The organism is Natrinema caseinilyticum (genome assembly GCF_024227435.1).
GTDB lineage: Archaea > Halobacteriota > Halobacteria > Halobacteriales > Natrialbaceae > Natrinema > Natrinema caseinilyticum.
Genome location: NZ_CP100445.1, coordinates 1,035,551 through 1,053,838, shown reverse-complemented (window position 1 = coordinate 1,053,838; position 18,288 = coordinate 1,035,551). Strand labels below are relative to the sequence as shown.

Annotated in this window: 16 protein-coding genes; 11 read left to right on the top strand and 5 right to left on the bottom strand. The window is 65.1% G+C overall.

The genetic code is table 11. The features are described from left to right. The first annotated feature begins 48 nt into the window (after positions 1 to 48). From NJT13_RS05110 to NJT13_RS05095, 4 genes are all read left to right on the top strand, one after another. Positions 49 to 1,329, top strand: coding sequence for an MFS transporter (locus NJT13_RS05110; RefSeq protein ID WP_254524425.1), 1,281 nt, complete (start codon positions 49 to 51; stop codon positions 1,327 to 1,329). Between the two features lie 320 nt (positions 1,330 to 1,649). Further along, entirely contained in the window at positions 1,650 to 2,765 is a 1,116-nt protein-coding gene (locus NJT13_RS05105; protein ID WP_254525403.1) for an MFS transporter, read from the top strand. Between the two features lie 152 nt (positions 2,766 to 2,917). Further along, positions 2,918 to 3,175 carry a sulfurtransferase TusA family protein gene (locus NJT13_RS05100; protein ID WP_254524422.1) on the top strand — a complete coding sequence of 86 codons (258 nt, stop codon included), beginning with the start codon at positions 2,918 to 2,920 and terminating at the stop codon, positions 3,173 to 3,175. After that, entirely contained in the window at positions 3,176 to 3,565 is a 390-nt protein-coding gene (locus NJT13_RS05095) for a DsrE family protein (RefSeq protein WP_254524421.1), read from the top strand. It abuts the gene before it with no gap. Positions 3,566 to 3,659: 94 nt separating this feature from the next. On the opposite strand, the gene NJT13_RS05090 is transcribed toward NJT13_RS05095, so the two are convergent. Then, positions 3,660 to 4,094, bottom strand: a complete 435-nt coding sequence (locus NJT13_RS05090; RefSeq protein ID WP_254524419.1) for a CBS domain-containing protein — start codon at positions 4,092 to 4,094, stop codon at positions 3,660 to 3,662. A gap of 899 nt (positions 4,095 to 4,993) precedes the next feature. Between NJT13_RS05090 and NJT13_RS05085 the strand changes: the two genes are divergently transcribed. The 7 genes from NJT13_RS05085 to NJT13_RS05055 all read left to right on the top strand — a co-directional run bounded on the left by NJT13_RS05085 (position 4,994) and on the right by NJT13_RS05055 (position 13,085). Continuing rightward, positions 4,994 to 5,647 carry an SRPBCC family protein gene (locus tag NJT13_RS05085; RefSeq protein WP_254524417.1) on the top strand — a complete coding sequence of 218 codons (654 nt, stop codon included), beginning with the start codon at positions 4,994 to 4,996 and terminating at the stop codon, positions 5,645 to 5,647. A 3-nt stretch (positions 5,648 to 5,650) separates the two neighbouring features. After that, positions 5,651 to 6,235 carry a (2Fe-2S)-binding protein gene (locus NJT13_RS05080; RefSeq protein WP_254524416.1) on the top strand — a complete coding sequence of 195 codons (585 nt, stop codon included), beginning with the start codon at positions 5,651 to 5,653 and terminating at the stop codon, positions 6,233 to 6,235. Further along, the gene (locus NJT13_RS05075; RefSeq protein ID WP_254524414.1) at positions 6,232 to 8,745 is read left to right on the top strand and encodes a xanthine dehydrogenase family protein molybdopterin-binding subunit; all 2,514 of its coding nucleotides are present in this window, start codon (positions 6,232 to 6,234) and stop codon (positions 8,743 to 8,745) included. Before NJT13_RS05080 ends, NJT13_RS05075 begins: the two co-directional genes overlap by 4 nt. Then, positions 8,745 to 9,635 (top strand): FAD binding domain-containing protein, encoded by an 891-nt coding sequence (locus NJT13_RS05070; RefSeq protein WP_254524413.1) that lies wholly within the window; start codon positions 8,745 to 8,747, stop codon positions 9,633 to 9,635. The genes NJT13_RS05075 and NJT13_RS05070 overlap by 1 nt, the downstream gene beginning before the upstream one ends. Before the next feature lie 83 nt (positions 9,636 to 9,718). Beyond that, positions 9,719 to 10,633, top strand: coding sequence for an AAA family ATPase (locus NJT13_RS05065; RefSeq protein WP_254524411.1), 915 nt, complete (start codon positions 9,719 to 9,721; stop codon positions 10,631 to 10,633). After that, on the top strand, positions 10,630 to 11,940 hold the full coding sequence (locus NJT13_RS05060; protein ID WP_254524409.1) for a VWA domain-containing protein: 1,311 nt from the start codon (positions 10,630 to 10,632) through the stop codon (positions 11,938 to 11,940). The genes NJT13_RS05065 and NJT13_RS05060 overlap by 4 nt, the downstream gene beginning before the upstream one ends. Then, positions 11,937 to 13,085, top strand: a complete 1,149-nt coding sequence (locus NJT13_RS05055) for an XdhC family protein (RefSeq protein WP_254524408.1) — start codon at positions 11,937 to 11,939, stop codon at positions 13,083 to 13,085. The genes NJT13_RS05060 and NJT13_RS05055 overlap by 4 nt, the downstream gene beginning before the upstream one ends. Positions 13,086 to 13,202: 117 nt before the next feature. Here the strand turns inward: NJT13_RS05055 and NJT13_RS05050 are convergent, their stop codons facing one another. The 4 genes from NJT13_RS05050 to NJT13_RS05035 form a co-directional block, all read right to left on the bottom strand. Continuing rightward, the gene (locus NJT13_RS05050) at positions 13,203 to 15,584 is read right to left on the bottom strand and encodes a xanthine dehydrogenase family protein molybdopterin-binding subunit (protein ID WP_254524406.1); all 2,382 of its coding nucleotides are present in this window, start codon (positions 15,582 to 15,584) and stop codon (positions 13,203 to 13,205) included. Between the two features lie 561 nt (positions 15,585 to 16,145). After that, the gene (locus tag NJT13_RS05045; protein ID WP_254524404.1) at positions 16,146 to 16,553 is read right to left on the bottom strand and encodes a PIN domain-containing protein; all 408 of its coding nucleotides are present in this window, start codon (positions 16,551 to 16,553) and stop codon (positions 16,146 to 16,148) included. Then, on the bottom strand, positions 16,550 to 16,780 hold the full coding sequence (locus NJT13_RS05040; protein WP_254524401.1) for an antitoxin VapB family protein: 231 nt from the start codon (positions 16,778 to 16,780) through the stop codon (positions 16,550 to 16,552). The genes NJT13_RS05045 and NJT13_RS05040 overlap by 4 nt, the downstream gene beginning before the upstream one ends. Before the next feature lie 103 nt (positions 16,781 to 16,883). Next, positions 16,884 to 18,251 (bottom strand): FAD-dependent oxidoreductase, encoded by a 1,368-nt coding sequence (locus NJT13_RS05035; RefSeq protein ID WP_254524399.1) that lies wholly within the window; start codon positions 18,249 to 18,251, stop codon positions 16,884 to 16,886. Positions 18,252 to 18,288: the final 37 nt, after the last annotated feature.

Sequence of the window (18,288 nt, the reverse complement as noted above, 5' to 3'; positions counted from 1 at the left end):
CGGCCCACGGGCGACTCGATCGCACCGCGTTTCGCGGGGGAGGCCCTCGTGAACGCGAACGAACGGTCCATCACGGGCTTCCTGATGGTCGCCCACTGGCTGGTCCACACGTACGAGCTGTCGATTCCGATCCTGATGACGATCTGGTTACGGGAGTTTTCGGTCACCGCCGCGGTACTCGGGACCGTCGTCACGGTCGGCTACGCGGTCTTCGGCGTCGGCGCACTCCCGGGTGGGATCCTCGTCGATCGGTACGGCTCCCGTCGGCTGATCGTCGGCTGTCTGCTCGGCATGGGTGGTGCCTTCCTGCTCGTGGGATTGTCCCAGACCGTCGTGACGGTCGCGCTCGCGCTTGGCGTCTGGGGGCTCGCCGCCAGCGTTTACCACCCGGCGGGTCTGGCCCTCATCAGCACCGGCGTTCGGGACGACGTGCGGGGGCGGGCCTTCGCCTATCACGGAATGGCGGGCAACGCCGGGATCGCGTTCGGCCCGCTCGCGACCGCGGTGTTGTTGCTCGCCGTCGATTGGCGCCTCGTCGTCGCGGTCCTCGCCGTACCGGCGCTGATCGCCGCCGTCGTCGGGCTGGCGTCCGAATTCGACGAAACCGCCGCCGTCCAGGTCGCCGACGGCGGCCGCGACGCGTCCACGAGCCGGTCGCTCGCTTCGTTCGTCGCCGACTCGAGGCGCGTGTTCGCGGGCGGATTTCTGCTCGTGTTCCTCCTCGTCATGGGCAACGGGCTCTACTACCGCGGCGTGCTCACGTTCCTGCCCGAACTGCTCGACGGCTTTCTGACGTCACAGCTCGGACCCGTCGACCTGCAGTCGATCGGTCTGACGGGCCCGGTCGCCGCCGAGTTCGATCTCGCCAAGTACCTGTACGTCGGCCTCCTCACCGTCGGGATCGGCGGCCAGTACGTCGGCGGCCGACTCAGCGATCGGATTCGTCCCGAACGCGGCGTGGCCGCGATGCTGGTCGCCCTGTCGCTGCTCGCGCTCGCGTTCGTGCCCGCGGCTCGGGCGAGTCTCGCGACGCTGCTCGCGGTCAGTGTCGGACTCGGGATCGCCCTGTTCGGGATGCAGCCGCTGGTGCAGGCGACGATCGCGAAGTACTCGCCCCCGGACGCGCGCGGCCTCTCGTTCGGCTACACGTATCTCGGAATATTCGGTGTGGGGTCGCTCGGCGCCACGATCGCCGGCTGGATCCTCACGTACGCCTCCGTCGGGACGCTCTTCGTCGTACTCGCCGGCCTCGCCGGCAGCGCCTGCCTGCTGGCGACGATCCTCGGGACGCGGGACGGCCCGTCACTCGCCGTAGACGTAGATTCCTGAGTCGCCGGTGGCGCTCGTGTCACAAACGGCGAGCGGCGCTACCGTCGCCCGACGAACGACACGCCCACCGGTCCGGCCTGTCGGCCGGCGACGGCGGCGTCCGGGGCGGCGAACGTTTCGGACGAGCGCCCCAGTGTGGATACGGCCAGGAGAAATCCGCTCGTCGATGGATCTGAGAAATAGTTCGTGGCCACGTGAATAATTCTCGAACCAGAACTCTTTCGCCTGCGGACGAGGGACAGCGATACGTGACGAGGAGGTTCGAGGAGACGCCGGACAGTCGTCGCAGTTGGGTGGTGGCGATGGTCGGCGCTGTCGCGATGGTGTTCACGTTCGGAACGCCGCTGTCGTACGGCATCTTACGGGGGCCGCTGAGCGAAGCCTTCGGCCTCTCGCCGGTGGCACTCTCGAGCGTCTTCTCGATCATGCTGTTTACCTTCTTCATCGGCTCCGGTGCGATCGGCGTCGTCGCCGCGCGGTTACCGGCTCGCGGCGTTCTCCTCGCGTGTGCGGTCGCGACCGGTTTCCTGGGGCCCGCGCTGTACGTGACGGGGTCGTACCTCGGCCTGGCCGTCGTCTTCGCGGTGCTCGGACTCGCGCTCGGCAGCGTGTTCGTCCTCCTCGCGTCCATCGTCCCGCGCTGGTTCGACGCCCGACGCGGTGCCGCCACGGGGCTCATCTTCGTCGGCAACGGGCTCGGCCTGTTCGTCCTCCCGCCCGTGTGGCAGTACGTCCTCGCGTCGTTCGGCGTGCGGCGAGGATTCCTGCTCGTCCTGTCGGCGACTGCGATCGCCTTTCTCTCGGCCGGCGTCACGTGTCGCCGCCCCCGATGGGCGAGTCAGTCCGCGACGTCGATCGGGGAGTTGCTCGGCTGGGTCCGCCGGTTGGCCGGGACCCGGTCGTTTCGGCTGTTGTTCGTCGGGATCGGGCTCGCGTTCGCCTGGTACCAGTTGCTCGCCGCGTACGCGGTCGATCTCTTCGCGGCGCGAGGACTGACGGAGGCGGCGGCGTCGACCGTGTTCGGACTCATCGGCGGGGTCAGCATCGTCTCCCGGATCGGCGGCGGCTATCTCGCCGACCGAATCGGCTCGAGACGGGCGTTTCTCGCGTCGCTCGGCTGTTCGGCTGCTGGCATCGTCCTCTTTTTCCCGCCGCCGATTTCGATGCTCGCCGTCGGTGTCGTCCTGGTCGGGTTGGGTCTCGGCGGCTGTGCGACGCTGTACGTCCCGGTCCTCATGCAGGTGTACGATCCCGAGAAGGACACCGCGGTCATCGGAGTATTCAACGTCGCCGGCGGAGTCGGTGCGCTCGCCATGCCGCCGCTCGGAACCGCGAGCGTCGCATATACGGGCGGTTACACGGTCGCGATTCTGCTGACGGTTCTCGTGACCGTCGTCGCGTTCTGGGCGATCGCGACGGGAACGGGCGCCGGGTGAGCGGGTTCTGTCCGCGAGCCGTTACAGCGGTAGCGAGGCGAACGCCCACCCGTTTACGACGGCGGCGAACAGCGCCGTGTGAGTCCCCCACACACTTTTTACTCGAGCGCGTCCTACGTTCACCGTTCGACCGCGACGGAGGTCGATGACGCATGCAAACAGACTACGAAACTGCCGACACGCTCGACGTACGGGGCGAAAGCTGTCCGATGCCGGTCGTCAAGACGAAAAGCGCCGTCGACGGCCTCGAGCCGAACGCGGTGCTCGAGGTGCTCGCGACCGATCCCGGGAGCGTAAGCGACATCCGCGGCTGGGCCGACGCGACCGCGGACGTCGAACTGCTCGACCAGCACGAGGCGGACCGCGACGGCGAAACCGTATACGAACACTACGTCCGGAGGGTGGAGTAAATGACGATGGACAAGATCGGTATCATCGTCTCGAGCGACGATCCGAAGAGCCTCGCGATGGCGGTGAACCTCGGGCTCACGGGGGTGGCCTCCGAGATGGAGGTGCTCGTCTACTTCACGTTCGACGGGTTGACCCACCTGACGGAGGGCGAGAAGGACCTTTCGCGGATCGAACCCCTCCTCGAGGAGGGCATGCCGAACCCCTACGACTTGCTCGACCAGTTCGTCGCCGACGGCGGCGAACGGGTGACGACGGTCGCGTGTACCACCACGCTCGACATGCTCGAGTGGGACGAGGACGCGATGGACGATACGGTCACCACGAAGTTCGCGGGCGCGGCGACCTTCCTGGAGGAAGTCGACGACGCGGACCACGTGTTCACTTTCTGACGACCGAGACGCCGGCACCGTCGGGGTCGGCGGTTCGGGTTTCGGTGTGCTCGTAGACGGTTTGGCTTCAGGTGCGCTTGTAGACGGTTTGGCTTCAGGTGTGCTCGTAGGGCGGGATTTCGGCTTCGACGACCTCACCGAGCAGTTTGAGTTCGCGGCCGAGCAGGACGACGAAGTCGTCGAACGTGACGATTCCGGCGAGTTCGCCATCGGAATCGGTTGCCGGGATCCGTCGCACCTCCGCGTCCGTCATCGCGCGGAGCACGTCGAAGATACCGCTTTCGGCGTCGACCGTGACGACGTCCTCGCTCATCACGTCCGCCGCGGTCGCCGACGAGGGATCGGCCCCGTGCGCTGTCGCCTCGAGTGCGATGTCTCGGTCCGTGACGACTCCCTGCGGGCGGTCGTCCTCGGCGACGACGACGCAGCCGACGTTCTCTTCGTCCATCAACTGCGCGAGGTCGGTCAGGGAGGTGTCCGGAGCCGCGCTCACGACTGATTCGCGGACGATCGATTTGATTTCGGGCATAGTAAGATCACCGTCCGTCGCGGCGGTGGATGGCCGCCGACGACGCCCCGCCCTACACCTTCAGAGGAGATAAAGCCCGGACGCCGTCCGTACGCGAGACCAGTCCGCCCGCATCGGGACGTCGAGGGTGGTCCTCGCAGATCACGTTCGAGCTCGTGATAGACACGTGTGTACGGGGCCGTATACATTGGTACGGGGCCGTATACACTGAAAACGTGAGCAAGAGCATTCGAGTCACAGAAGGCACCCACGTTGAACTTCCCTCGGAGCGGTTCTTCCCGTTGACCCTGGCCGTGCTGTAACTGCTGTGGGTCCTGCTGTTTTTGGTGCTGGATCTCCGCTGCCTTCTCGAGGAGTTCGCCGGTGTCGATATCGAACTCGACGCAGATTTCTCGTACGACGAGTCTGCGGTTCTGCTGCGGTGCTGGCGTTTTCCTACTCGGTCTCGATCTTGCCGCCCAGATAGCGGTTCCATCCGCTCCGATTAACTGGAATATAGGTCAGGTTCTTCGTTATCGGCCGGTGGGGTTTCCTGCAATACTCAGCGAGGTCGTCGAGCGGAATCGAGGGGTGAACGTCCGGATCGACGGCCGTCATATAGGTGAAATGTTCACTTCGTCCAGCAGTGCTAGTCATGTGCACGGCGAATCTGTAAGCAAAAGAATAACTTTGGCAACGGGTATTCGTCGCTCACTCGACGCTGTCGGTAACGATTCTGTTACGCCGACGCATGCGATCGCTACTTGGATTAGTTGTAGTTTTCGAATCGGTTACACTTCCGTCACTGAATAACCAATTATAGTTTCAAAATGGCCCTTGTACCGCCGATATGCAAAGTATTATACTTATGTGCATTGCCGTACTGTGTTAAAGACTGGCGTATGCCAGTCGGTGACAATATGGAATTCAGTGGGACGTTCGAACTCGAGGAGTCTACAGTCGACGAGGTGTGGCTCGCGTTATCCGATCCAGTGTTGGTCGAGCAGTCGTTGCCGGGGTGTGAGTTTCTGGTACGCGTCGACGATACCGACGTCGACTTCGACGAGTTGCGCGACGAAGCGGCCGATCGGGAGGTCGAACCGACTGCGGACCCGGAGGCGATCGCCGACCGCGCATTCGAGGAGGGCGGCCACTACGCGGCGCTGATGCAGATCAGCGTCGGACCGGTGAATCCGACGTTCGAGACGGTCGTGACGATCGATCACCGAGAGTACCCGTCGATGTCCGCTTCCGGCGAGGGATCGTCGAGTAACAGTTCCTTCGAGATGTCGTCGGGGATGACCCTCTCCGAGACCGACGACGGCGTCGCCGTCGAGTGGGAGACCGAAGCCGACGTGTTCGGGAAAATCGCCCAGATGGGCCAACGCGTCGTCAGCCCGGTCGCGAACCGCGTGGTCAAGCGGTTCTTCTCGTCGGTTCAGGAGCAACTCCGCGAGCGACAGCTCGCTACCGAAGGGGACGCGACGGGCGGGACATCGGACCCGGCCGAAGGCGATCGGGGATTGGTCGACAGGGTACTCGGTCGGTCGGGAAGCGATGCGAGCGACTCATAAGCTATGACTGAACACGACATCACGCTGACGGTCAACGGAACGGAACACGAACTCACGGTCGAGCCGCGGACGCTCCTGGTTCACGCGCTCCGAGACGAGCTCGGGTACACCGGGACGAACGTCGGCTGCGAGAGCAGCCTTTGTGGCGCCTGTACGGTCCACCTCGACGACGACGCGGTCAAATCCTGTACGGTCCTTGCGGTACAGGCCGACGGCGCGACGATCGAGACGGTCGAAGGACTCGCCGAGGACGGCGAGTTCCACCCCATCCAGTCCGGATTTCAGGAGGAGCACGGGCTCCAGTGTGGCTACTGCACGCCCGGGATGATGATGGCGGCGACCGATTTCCTCGAGGAGAACCCCGATCCCAGTCGCGAGGAGATCCGCGAGGGGTTAGAAGGAAACCTGTGTCGGTGTACCGGCTACCAGAACATCGTCAATGCGGTCGAGAACGCGGCGGACGAAATGCGCGCCGGGGCCGTCGCCGACGGCGGCTGTCCGGCCGACGCCGCGGACCGGTCGGGATCGTGCTGTGGCTCCGACGCCGGCGACGTACGCTGGCCCGACGACGGAGGTGACGCGGAATGAGTATCGAATCGATCGATCCGGACGAGGTCGCCGCCGCCGATATCCTCGGCTCGGCTATCGAACGCCGGGAGGACCCGGCACTGATCACCGGTGACGCCGAGTACACCGACGACATCCAACTACAGGGCATGGTCCACATGGCGATCCTCCGGAGCCAGCACGGTCACGCGAAGCTCGGAGACGTCGATACGAGCGATGCGGAGGCGATGAACGGCGTCGTCGGCGTCTACACCCACGACGACCTCCACCGCGATGACACGCCGGGTGGAGGATCGTACTCGCTCCCTGTCGGGTGGCTGCTCGACAGCCTTCGGCAGGTCGATCACCCGATACTGGCGAACGATCGCGTCCGCTATCAGGGCGACGCGATCGCGGTCGTCGTCGCCGAGGACCGGTACGTCGCTCACGACGCGGTCGACGCCATCGACATCGACTACGAGCGACTCGACGCCGTGACCGACCCGGACGCCGCTCTCGGTGACGACGCGCCCGAACTCCACGACGACGCCGAGGGCAACGTCGCGTTCGACTGGGAGATCGGCGACTCAGAGCGGACCGAAGAGGCCTTCGAATCGGCCGCTCACACCGCGAGCATCGACCTCGAGAATCAGCTGCTCATCCCGAACGCGATGGAGCCGCGGGCCGCGGTCGCCGACTACAGCCCCGGGACGGACGAGTTGGAGGTGTTCATGACCTCCCAGAACCCCCACCTGCATCGCCTGCTCATGTCGGGGGTAATCGGGCATCCGGAGCACAAACTGCGGATCAAGGCACCGGAAGTCGGCGGCGGGTTCGGGAGTAAGATCCACCACTACGCCGACGAGGCGCTGGTCGCGTGGGTCGCCAAACATCTCGAGCGACCGGTCAAGTGGACCGCCACTCGAACAGAGACGTACAAGACGGACGCGCAGGGTCGCGGGCACGTGACGACGGCAGACATCGCGATGAACGAAGACGGCGACGTCGTCGGCCTTCGCGTCGATACGACCGCGAACCTGGGTGCGTACCTCTCGACGTTCGCGCCCGCGGTGCCGACGTACCTCTACGGAACGCTGCTCTCGGGACAGTACGACATTCCGGCGATCCACTGTTCGGTTACGGGCGCGTTCACGAACGTACCGCCGGTCGACGCCTATCGAGGCGCCGGCCGTCCGGAGGCGTCGTTCGTGATCGAGCGGCTGGCGAAGCTCGGTGCCGAGGAAATGGGAATGGACCCCGCCGAGTTCCGGCGGCGGAACTTCGTCCCCGAGGACGCGTTTCCCTACGAGACGCAGGTCGCCGTGGTCTACGACAGCGGCGATTACGAGAAGACGCTGGACGAGGCTCTTGAGATGGTCGACTACGAGTCGTTTCGCGAGCGTCAGGTGGAGGCCCGTGCGGACGGCCGCTACCTCGGGATCGGCTTCTCCTGTTACATCGAGGCCTGCGGGTTAGCGCCGTCGGAACTCGCCGGCCAGCTCGGCGCACAGGCCGGGCTCTGGGAGTCGAGTCTCGTTCGGTTCCATCCCTCCGGGACGGTCACGGCCTACTGCGGAACGTCGGGTCACGGCCAGGGGCACGCGACGACGTACGCACAGATCGTCGCGAACGAGCTCGGTGTCCCCTACGATGACGTCGAGGTCGTCGAGGGCGATACGGACGAAATCCCGCACGGAATGGGGACGTACGGCTCCCGATCGGCGGCGGTCGGCGGGAGTTCGCTGGTCAAGAGCTCGCAGAAACTCGTCGACAAGGCCCGCGAGATCGCGGCCCACCAGCTCGAGGCCGATCCCGCGGATCTCGAGTTCGAAGGCGGTGAGTTCCGGGTCGCGGGAGCCCCCGACCGGTCGATCGGCATCAAGGCAATCGCCCAACAGTCCTATCTCGCTCACGACATCCCCGACGACATGGAACCCGGTCTCGAGGCCACGTCGTTCTACGATCCGGACAACTTCGTGTTCCCGTTCGGAACGCACGTCGCGGTCGTGGAGGTCGATCCGGAGTCGGGCGAGATCGCGTTCGAGCGCTACGTCGCCGTCGACGACGTCGGCAACCAGATCAACCCCAAGATCGTCGAGGGGCAGGTCCACGGCGGCGTCGCCCAGGGCGTCGGTCAGGCGCTCTACGAGGGCGCGGAGTACGACTCGAACGCGCAGCTCCTGACGGGATCGATGCAGGATTACGCCGTCCCGAAGGCGATGCACATCCCGGAGATAGAAACGGCCTCCACCGTTACGGAGAGTCCGCACAACCCGCTGGGCGTCAAAGGCGTCGGCGAGGCCGGGACGATCGCGGCCCCCCAGGCGGTCGTGAACGCGGTCGCGGACGCGCTCGAGCCGTTCGGCGTCGATCACGTCGAGATGCCCCTGACGGCCGAGCGGGTCTGGAACGCCGTCGACGGCCGGACCGAAGCCGATGCCGAGACGCCGGACGCCGTCGCGGACGGCGGGACGGCCGATTCACACACCGCTGCTGACGGTGTCATCGACGATCCCGACACCGCGACGGACGGCAACGGAGGTGATTCGTGATGTATCCCGACGAATTCGACTACTATCAGGCGGCGACGGTGGACGAAGCGATCGACCTGCTCGAGGAAAACGCGATGGAGGAGACGGAGTTACTGGCCGGCGGTCACAGCCTGCTTCCGGCGATGAAGACCGGCCTCTCGAGTCCGGACGTTCTGATCGACATCGGCGAGGTCGACGCCCTCCACGGCGTCGCCGTCGACGGCGACACGCTCACGATCGGCGCGATGAACCGCTACAGCGACGTACTGGGATCCGCGGACGCTCACGAACACGCGCCGGCGCTGACCGCGGCGGTCGAACGGGTGGGCGATCGGCAGGTCCGCAACCGGGGCACGATCGGCGGTAACCTCGCACACGCGGACCCCGCCTCCGACCTCCCCGGCGCCGCGCTGGCCTCCGATGTGAGACTGGTGGTGCAGGGCCCCGATGGCGAGCGCACGATTCCGGCGGACGAGTTCTACTACGGGATGTACGCGACGGACCTCGGCCCCGCCGAAATCCTCACCCGGATCGAGGTGCCTTCGGCAGCCGACGCCGTCGGAACCTACGCGAAGCGACCGAGTCCGTCTTCGGGGTACGCGATGGTTGGCGTCGCGGCCCTGCTGACGATCGAGGACGGAACCGTCGCGTCGGCCGGAATCGGCGCGAACGGCGCGATGGATCACGGAGTGCGACTCGAACCCGTCGAAGAGGCGCTGATCGGTGAGTCGCTCGACGAAGAGACGATCGCGACGGCCGCCAGTCGCGCGACCGACGACCTCGATACGGCGCTCATGATGGAGGACCTGCAGGCGTCGGGCGAGTTCCGCGCTCAGCTCCTCGGAGTATACACCGAGCGCGCGCTCGAAGCGGCGATCGACCGGGCCTCCGCGCCCTCGGCCGCGGACTGAACGAACGTGGACGGTACCACGCTTCGAAACGGATCGTGCGCCGAACGATCCCGCGATACCTTCGCCGAACCCGCGCTACGCACATGACCGACGAACTGACCACGACGTTCGCGAATTTGACGGAGTCCGACGTCCGGGCCGCCCTCGATGCGGAGGACTACATCGCCGAGGACGAGATCGTCACCACCGTCCTCCTGACGTTGCGCATGGGGAAGCCGCTGCTGGTCGAGGGGGAACCGGGCGCCGGGAAGACGGAACTCGCCAAGGTGCTGGCCTCAAGTCTCGGGAGCGAACTGATACGGCTCCAGTGCTACGAAGGCCTGACCGCCGAACACGCGCTCTACGAGTGGAACTATACGAAACAGTTGCTCGCGGTTCAGAGCGGGGACGACCCCGAATCGTCAGTATTCGCCGAGGAGTACCTGCTGGAACGGCCGCTGTTACGGGCGCTTCGCAGCGATACCGGTCGGCCGCCCGTGTTGCTGGTCGACGAGATCGATCGCGCCGACGACGAGTTCGAGGCCCTGTTGCTCGAAGTGCTCTCGGACTTTCAGGTGTCGGTTCCGGAAATCGGGACGATCGCGGCCGACCGACCGCCGGTCGTGATCGTCACGTCCAACCGAACGCGAGCGTTGAGCGACGCGCTCAAGCGGCGCTGTCTCTACCTGTACGTCGAACCGCCGTCCCTCGAGAAGGAAATCGCCATTCTCCGCCGGAAGGTACCGCAACTGAACGATACCATTGCGCCGGACCTCTGTGCGATCGTCGCTCGACTCCGCGAGGAACCGCTGCGGAAGCCGCCCGGCGCCGCCGAAACGATCGACTGGGCTCGAGCGATCGCCTCGCTGCGCGACGACGGCGACGGGACGCTCGATCGCGAAACGATCCGAAACACGCTCGGTTGTCTGCTGAAAACGGGCGAGGACGTCGACCGAGTCGACGACGCCCTCCTGACGGAACTGCTCGAGGCCGCCGATCGAGCGGAGGGGAAAGCGTGAGCGAACGTGGTGACGACGCCAGCGTGGGCGTCCACGACCACGTCCGGGCCGAACTCGTCCTGTTCGTCCGCGAACTCCGCCGCAGCGGTTCGACCGTCCCGGCCAACGCCGGAACGACCGCAGCCGAAGCGATCGCCGAGATCGGACTCGATGACCGCGGCCGCGTTCGAACGGCATTACGAGTCAGTCTCCTCACCGACAGCGGGGATTTCGAAACGTTCGACCGGTTGTTCGAAACATTTTGGCGTCGGCTCACGACGGGCCTCGAAAGCGACCGACCGACATCGCCGGTCGACGACGGACCCGATGTGCCTCTCGAGTCGCTCGGGAAGTCCGCCGCGGACGAGAACGGTGCGGACGCGCCAGCCGATCTTGCGGACGCCGATCGCGGTCCCGCTCGTTCGCTCGCCGAATCGTTTGCAACGGCAGTTCCCGATGCCGCCGAAAACGACGGGATCGGGGCATCGACGGCGCTTTACAGCCCGTCTGGATCGGCGGAGACGATCGACGGACGGCCCGGTTCCGACGCGAGCGATTTCGCGACTCCCTTCCGCGACGTGACTCGGGCACTGGCGAGTTTGCGAGGGCGACAGTTCCGGTCGGGAACCGACCACGCCGACGTCCGTCGGGCGCTCCGGGCGAGCGTGAGCACCGGTGGAACCGTCCTCTCGGTTCCGAAGCGTGAGCGCCGTCGAACGGCTGTTCGCGCGGTCTTGCTGGTCGACGTGAGCCGATCGGTTCTCGACACCATCGATCGCGGGTTCCTGATCGAATTCCTTCGACGGGCCTGCCGCGACTGGCGGGACGCTCGGGTGTTCTTCTTCGACGAGGACCTCAGGGAGGTGACCGAAACCGTCGACGCGCGGTCGGCGACGACGGCGTTCGAGGCGCTCGAGGCCGCGGAAACCGCCTGGGGCGGCGGAACGCGTATCGGGCGGTCGTTCGAACGGCTCCGCGAGACGGCACCCGACGCCGTGGAACGACGCACTGTCGTATTCGTCGTCAGCGACGGCCTCGAGCGGGGTGACGTCGACGTCCTCGAACGCGAACTCTCGTGGATCGATCGCCGGGCCGAGCGGGTGCTGTGGTTGAATCCGCTGGCGACGGCGCCGTCCTACGAGCCCACCGCTCGAGGAATGGCCGCCGCCGTCCCGTATCTCGACGGCCTGTTCGCATTCGCCGGCCCGAGCGACGTCGTCGAACTGGCGAGACAACTCCGATTGCGGGACGCGGGCGGACGAATCGGCTACGAGTTCGATGCGCGGTCGAATCGGCAGACGAGTACCCAAACGACAGATCAAACATGAGTACGAACGATTGGAGTCTCCCGGAAACCGAGGTGTTCAATCGAATACGAACGACTCTCGACGAGGACGCGGCGGCCGTCTTGGCGACGGTGGTCGCGGTCGACGGTAGCGCGTACCGCCGCCCGGGTGCGAAGATGCTCATCCGTCCGGACAGCGGCGGAGCGGGAAGCATCACGGCTGGATGTCTCGAGGACGAGGTCCGCGCGCTGGCCGCGGACGTACTGGCCGACGGATCCCCCCGCGTCGAGACGTGGGATCTGACCGGCGACGACGACGGCGTCTGGGGTCTCGGGATCGGCTGCAACGGCGTTATAACGGTCCTGTTGGAGCCCCTCGACGAGTCGCATCGACCGGTCGTCGACGCTCGGCGGGCCGGCGACGCGATCGGCGTCGCGACCGTCGTTCGCGACGACCCCGAGACGGACGTCGCAGTGGGCGACCGCGCCTACTACCGGGGGGACGACGGATTCGCCGTCGACGCCGACCTCCCGACGGCGGTAGTCGACGAACTCGCGGATCCGACGCGGACGCTCGTCGCTGCCGCTGAGAGCGAGACGCTGACCGTCGAGACGGATACCGGACGCGTCGAGGTGTTCGTGGACGGAGTGCGGCCGCCGCCGAACCTCGTCGTTTTCGGGTCCGGTCACGACGTCGGGCCGGTCGTCGAACTGGCGAACCGCGTCGATTTCCGGGTAACGGTCGTCTCGTTTCGCGGAGGCCGTGCCGACGAGGACCGGTTCCCCCGCGCGGACGCGGTCGTTTCGGCGTCGCCGCGGGAGATACTGCAACTCCGGGAGTGGGACGCGGACACGTACGCGGTGGTGATGAGCCACAACTTCCTCGACGATCGCCTCGCCCTGGAACAGTTGTTGGAGACGCCGATCGAATACATCGGGTTGATGGGGCCGCAGAAACGGTTCAAGGAGATGCGCGCGGACTTCGCCGAGGAGGAACGACCGGTCACCGACGCGGAACTCGAGCGGATCTACACGCCGATCGGACTGAGCCTCGGCGGGGACGCGCCGTATCAGATCGCGCTCAGTATCGTCGCCGAAGTACTCGCGGTCGCTCGCGATCGAGTGCCGCGCCACCTCGGTCGACGAGACGGCCCGATTCACGACCGCACGGACATCGAGGCGAAGTGAGATCTCGGGAACCCCCGGCGTAAACGGCAGGAAGACGTCATATTTGACCACACAACCGGGTGTGAGGGATGCCGTCGACGCTCGCTTTCCGATTTTCACACGCCGGTACCGCGTGTCTCAGTTCCGTCCTTCGATCGCCTTCCAGACGCGTTCGGGCGTGAGCGGCATGTCGAGCGTCTCGACATCGAAGGGCTCGAGCGCGTCGACGACCGCGTTGACGACGGCTGGCGGGGCCGCGATCGCCCCGGCCTCGCCGACGCCTTTGACGCCCAGCGGGTTGTGCGGGGACGGCGTCACCGTCGACGACCACTCTATATCGGGGAGGTGTTCGGCTTTCGGTACTGCGTAGTCCTGCATCGATCCCGTTAGCAAGTTCCCATTTTCGTCGTAGACCGCCTCTTCGTAGAGCGCCTGACCGATTCCCTGGGCGACGCCGCCGTGGACCTGCCCCTCGACGATCTTGGGGTTGATCTGGTTGCCGACGTCGTCGACGGCGACGTAGCGCTCGAACGCGATCTCGCCCGACTCCGGATCGACCTCCACGATCGCGACGTGCGTCCCGAACGGAAACGTGTAGTTGGACGGGTCGAAGTTCGTGGTCGCCTCCAATCCGGGCTCCACCCCCTCGGGCAGCCGCTCTGGCTCGTTGTGTGCGATGTCGGCAACTTCTTGGATGGTAATGGCCCGGGCCGGGACGCCGCGAACGAAGAGTTCACCGTCCTCGAAGTCGATGTCCTGTTCGGACGCCTCGAGCTGGTGTGCGGCGATCGTACGGGCTTTCTCGATTACTTTCTTGGCGCTCGTCTCGAGAGCGCCACCGCCGACGGGCATAGCCCTACTTCCGGCCGTACCGTGCCCTTCGGATATCGCCGCCGTGTCGCCCTCGAGGACTGTGACGTCGTCGAACGGCACGCCCAATTCGTTCGCGACGATCTGGGTGTAACCGGTCCGATGACCGGTCCCGATCTCCGCGGTGCCTACTTTGACAACCACATCCCCCGCGGGTTTGACCTGGACGATGCCGGACTCGGACATCCCGGGTGCGGCACCGCAGGCCTCGACGTAGCACGAGAGGCCGATCCCGAGGTAGCGGCCGTCCTCGCGAGTGCGTTGCTGGCGTTCGCGGAACGACTCGTAGTCGACCGTTTCGAGCGCCTTTGTGAGATTTTTATCGTATTCGCCCGAATCGTACGTGCGGCCGAGGCCCGTTTCGAACGGAAACGTTTCCGGTGGGATGAAGTTCCGCCGACGGAACTCGACCGGATCGATATCGAGTTCCGAGGCCACCGTGGCAACGAGTCGCTCGATGAAGTACGTGGCCTCCGGCCGACCGGCCCCCCGATACGCGGAGAGCGGGGCGGTGTTCGTGAACGCCCCCGTGGTTCGGACGTACGCCCCGGGAACGGTATACTGACCGTTCGCCATAACGCCGAGGTTCGTGGGAACTCCCGAGCCAGCGGGAACCAGAAACCCACCGACGGGAACGGTCGTGTTGGCGTGGAACCCGCGAAGCGTCCCGTCGTCGTCCACGGCCGCACGCGCGTCGACGATGTGATGTCGTGCGTGGGTCATGGTCTGGAAGTCTTCTGTCCGAGGGGCAACCCACTTCACCGGTCGTTCGAGCTGCATCGCACACCACCCCGCGAGCAGGTGGCCGGTATAGGGGAACAATTTCGCGCCGAATCCGCCCCCAACGTCCGGCGGTCGGACTCTGATCTGATCATCGGGGACGCCGAGCGTCTGTGACAAGTCCGCCTGAACCTGATGAGGATTCTGTGTCGACATCTCGACGGCGAGGTCGTCGTCCGAGTCCGACGGGCGATAGCGTGCGACCGCAGTCCGCGGCTCCATTGCCGTCGGGATCACCCGATTGATTTCGAACTCGAAAGAGATCACGTTGTCCGCAGCATCGAGCGCTGCTTCGGCGGCCTCCTCATCGCCGGTGTCCCACTCGAAGGCCACGTTATCGGCGCTGGTCTCGTGGATCTGGGGGGCTCCCTCGGCGGTCGCATCCCGCGGGTCGATGACCGTATCCAACCGCTCGTAATCGACCTCGATCAGGTCGAGTGCATCGTGGACCGTGTACCGATCTTCTGCGACGACGGCGGCTACTGGCTGCCCTTGATAGGTGGCTTTACCGTCGGCTAGCATCGGATGGTCTGGTGCGACTGCACCGGTCTCGGAATCTGCTTCAGCCGACTTTCCCTCGGGGTCGTCCGTCCGCATGTAGCCCGGGGACCGAGACGCCTGAACGTCCGCCCACGTATAGACACCGATAACGCCCTCTACGCTTTCAGCGGGAGCCGTGTCGATTCCGTCGATACGAGCATGTCCGTATCGACTTCCGAGCAGCCCGAGGTGAACCTCCTCGGGATACTGAATATCGTCTGTATACTCGGCATCGCCCGTGAGATGATGGGGATCCTCACGACGCTGTACGGACGCCCCTACGAGTTCACTCGGCGGTGTGTCGCTTGCATCGATCGTCTTGGGACCCATTTGATGACATATCACATTCTATCTGAACTATTAAAATCAGCGGTACCCGCGACAGATCTCCTCATAGCTTACCGCGACGGATGTAGCAACCCGATGTCGTTGCATTCAAGCTGTTTGTGGGAACATCCACCCTCACGGATTGCCGTCGAATCGTCACCGGAGCGTGTGTCGCACCGACACTCGAGAGTCCCGGTGAGACGGTGCGACGGTCGAACGAGGAGAGACGCGCCGAACCCGTCAGTCGTCCGCCGCGGCCGTATCGACTTCCTCGGCACTCGAGTCGGCACGCGCCTGGTCCTCGCTTTCACAATCGCCAGCAAAGTATCTCGATCGGAGCGACAGCGGCGATGAAGCTGATGCGGATGGAGGGACTGGAAACACCTTCCGGGAGACGGACGAGGGCAGTGGACCTGTGTCCGGATGCAGTTACAGATAGGCGGCAACGGGTGGCCCTGTCGCGGCAGAAGTAGTGTATTTGCTCTCTCAAATGCCCCGAAGCAACGAGGAACCCGAATAGTCTCCTGTCTTTTCGACGGGAACAGCCTCCGTTATCAGGACTCCTCACCGGTACGTTTCGTGGACGACTCCTGGAATGTTACCGAAATGTCTGTCACCGGCGAGCACGGGCTCGTCGCGTTCGAGAGCAGTCGCAGCAATTGCTGCATCACCTTTTCCGATACCGGGTCCCTCGCCGTCTTCCGTATCGGCCACGCGTTCACCGAGTAGCCGCCCCGCGCGTCGGGAAATACTCGGAGTCATATCCACTAGCGGATAGGAATCGAGTACCGCTTCGACCCGCTGTCGTTCTTCACGGGTCGTCGCTACTTTTCCGACACCGATGTAGAGTTCGAGAACGGTCATCGACGGGATTACCAGCGGGACGCTCTCGGCCTCGAGTTCCCGTTCTTTCGTGACGGCTGCATCGACATCGTCGATGACGTCCAGAACGAAACTTGTATCGACGATCATTCGAACCGCTTTGCGACCTCGTGGACTTCACTGCGGTCGTCCTGATCAGCGGTCTCGACGGCTTCTCGCATCTCGCTCACCTGATCTTCGTCGAAGACGTCACGGAGATCGCGGAGTGACCGCCCACCGATGAGTCGCTCGACGGTGTCGCTGAACGATTCGTCGTCGCGCTTGTTCGCCTTGATACGTTCGTACACGTCGTCTTCGAGACGAATTTGATGTGACATCCTTGTTGACAGCGTTGACGCTCCACGAGAATCAAGATTGGGATGGTCAGCGCGCACGGTCACTGGAGTCGACGGTCGAACGAGGAGAGACGCGCCGAACCCGTCAGTCGTCCGCCGCGGCCGTATCGACTTCCTCGGCACTCGAGTCGGCGCGCTCTCTGTCCTCGAGGTACTCGTCGGCGTCCAGTGCGGCCTTCGAACCCATGCCGGCCGCGGTCACGGCCTGCTGGTAGTGGAAGTCGACGACGTCGCCGGCGCCGAAGATGCCGGGGACGTCGGTTTCGGTCTGGCCGCCGCCCTCGCCGCCCGTCGTCTTGAGGTAGCCTTCGTCGTCCATCTCGACGCCGGTACCCTCGAGGTAGCCCGTGTTGGGCGTGTGTCCGATGGCGAAGAAGACGGCGCCGACGTCGAAGTCGAACTCCTCGGTCTCGGGGTCCTCGAGCCGGTCGGTGGGGTGGCCCGCCGGGTTCTCGACGAGCGTGACGTGGTCGACGCCGTCTTCCTGGGTGCCGTGGATCTCGGTCAGTTCCGTGTTTTTCATGATCTCGATCTCGCCCTCCTCGACCTTCTCGTAGACGCGATCGACCCAGTAATCTTCGGCGCGGAACTCCTCGCGGCGGTGGGCGATGTAGACGGTGTCGGCGAACTTCGTGAGGAAGGTGGCCTCCTCCATGGCGGCGTCGCCGCCGCCGACGACGAGCATGTCCTCGCCGCGGAAGAACGCGCCGTCGCAGGTCGCACACGTCGAGAGGCCGTAGCCCATGAGTTCGTCCTCGCCGGGGATCCCGAGGGTGCGGGCGCTCGCGCCCGAGGCGGCGATGACGGCGTCGGCGGTGTAGACGTCGCCGTTTCTGAGTTCGACCCGGAAGGGACGGCTCGAGTCGTCGACCGACTCGATGATGCCGTTTTTCAGCTCCGCGCCGAATTTCCGGGCCTGCTCTTTCATGTTGTTGACCAGCTCGGGTCCGCTGATGCCCTCGGGGAAGCCCGGATAGTTGGCGACGTCGGTGGTGAGGGTGAGTTGGCCGCCGGGTTCGTCGCCTTCGATGACCAGCGGTTCGTTGTTCGACCGGCCGGCGTAGATCGCCGCGGTGAGGCCCGCGATGCCGGTTCCCGCGATAACGAGCGTTCGGTGCTCGAGGACCTCGTCGCTTCCGTGATCGGCTTCGTCGCCGCCGTCCGGACAGACGGTCGGTTCCTCGCGGGCGAGACCGAGTTTGGCGTCGAGTTCGCCCGCTTCGTCCAGCGCACTCGTTTCGTCCCAGCCGCCGAGTAGCTCGTCGTCGACGAAGATCTCCGGAGCGGTTTTGCGTCCGTCCGCTCGCTCGACCATCTCCTCGAAGCGATCATCGTCCCCGGTGACGACGTACTCCTCGTACGCGACGCCCTTGCTGTCGAAGAGATCCGTGGCCATCTCGCAGTACGGACAGGCCGTTTTCGTATAGATCTCGACGCGTGGCTGGTCAGTCATGTTCCACGATTGGGACAGAAGACCTAAACCGATTGCG

Bases quoted from the DNA above. Each gene is read 5' to 3' on its own strand.
- NJT13_RS05090 (WP_254524419.1), bottom strand. From the start codon at position 4,094: ATGCCCGAAATCAAATCGATCGTCCGCGAATCAGTCGTGAGCGCGGCT.
- NJT13_RS05080 (WP_254524416.1), top strand. From the start codon at position 5,651: ATGACTGAACACGACATCACGCTGACGGTCAACGGAACGGAACACGAA.
- NJT13_RS05075 (WP_254524414.1), top strand. From the start codon at position 6,232: ATGAGTATCGAATCGATCGATCCGGACGAGGTCGCCGCCGCCGATATC.
- NJT13_RS05105 (WP_254525403.1), top strand. From the start codon at position 1,650: ATGGTGTTCACGTTCGGAACGCCGCTGTCGTACGGCATCTTACGGGGG.
- NJT13_RS05055 (WP_254524408.1), top strand. From the start codon at position 11,937: ATGAGTACGAACGATTGGAGTCTCCCGGAAACCGAGGTGTTCAATCGA.
- NJT13_RS05040 (WP_254524401.1), bottom strand. From the start codon at position 16,780: ATGTCACATCAAATTCGTCTCGAAGACGACGTGTACGAACGTATCAAG.
- NJT13_RS05045 (WP_254524404.1), bottom strand. From the start codon at position 16,553: ATGATCGTCGATACAAGTTTCGTTCTGGACGTCATCGACGATGTCGAT.
- NJT13_RS05095 (WP_254524421.1), top strand. From the start codon at position 3,176: ATGACGATGGACAAGATCGGTATCATCGTCTCGAGCGACGATCCGAAG.
- NJT13_RS05085 (WP_254524417.1), top strand. From the start codon at position 4,994: ATGGAATTCAGTGGGACGTTCGAACTCGAGGAGTCTACAGTCGACGAG.
- NJT13_RS05050 (WP_254524406.1), bottom strand. From the start codon at position 15,584: ATGGGTCCCAAGACGATCGATGCAAGCGACACACCGCCGAGTGAACTC.
- NJT13_RS05070 (WP_254524413.1), top strand. From the start codon at position 8,745: ATGTATCCCGACGAATTCGACTACTATCAGGCGGCGACGGTGGACGAA.
- NJT13_RS05065 (WP_254524411.1), top strand. From the start codon at position 9,719: ATGACCGACGAACTGACCACGACGTTCGCGAATTTGACGGAGTCCGAC.
- NJT13_RS05035 (WP_254524399.1), bottom strand. From the start codon at position 18,251: ATGACTGACCAGCCACGCGTCGAGATCTATACGAAAACGGCCTGTCCG.
- NJT13_RS05100 (WP_254524422.1), top strand. From the start codon at position 2,918: ATGCAAACAGACTACGAAACTGCCGACACGCTCGACGTACGGGGCGAA.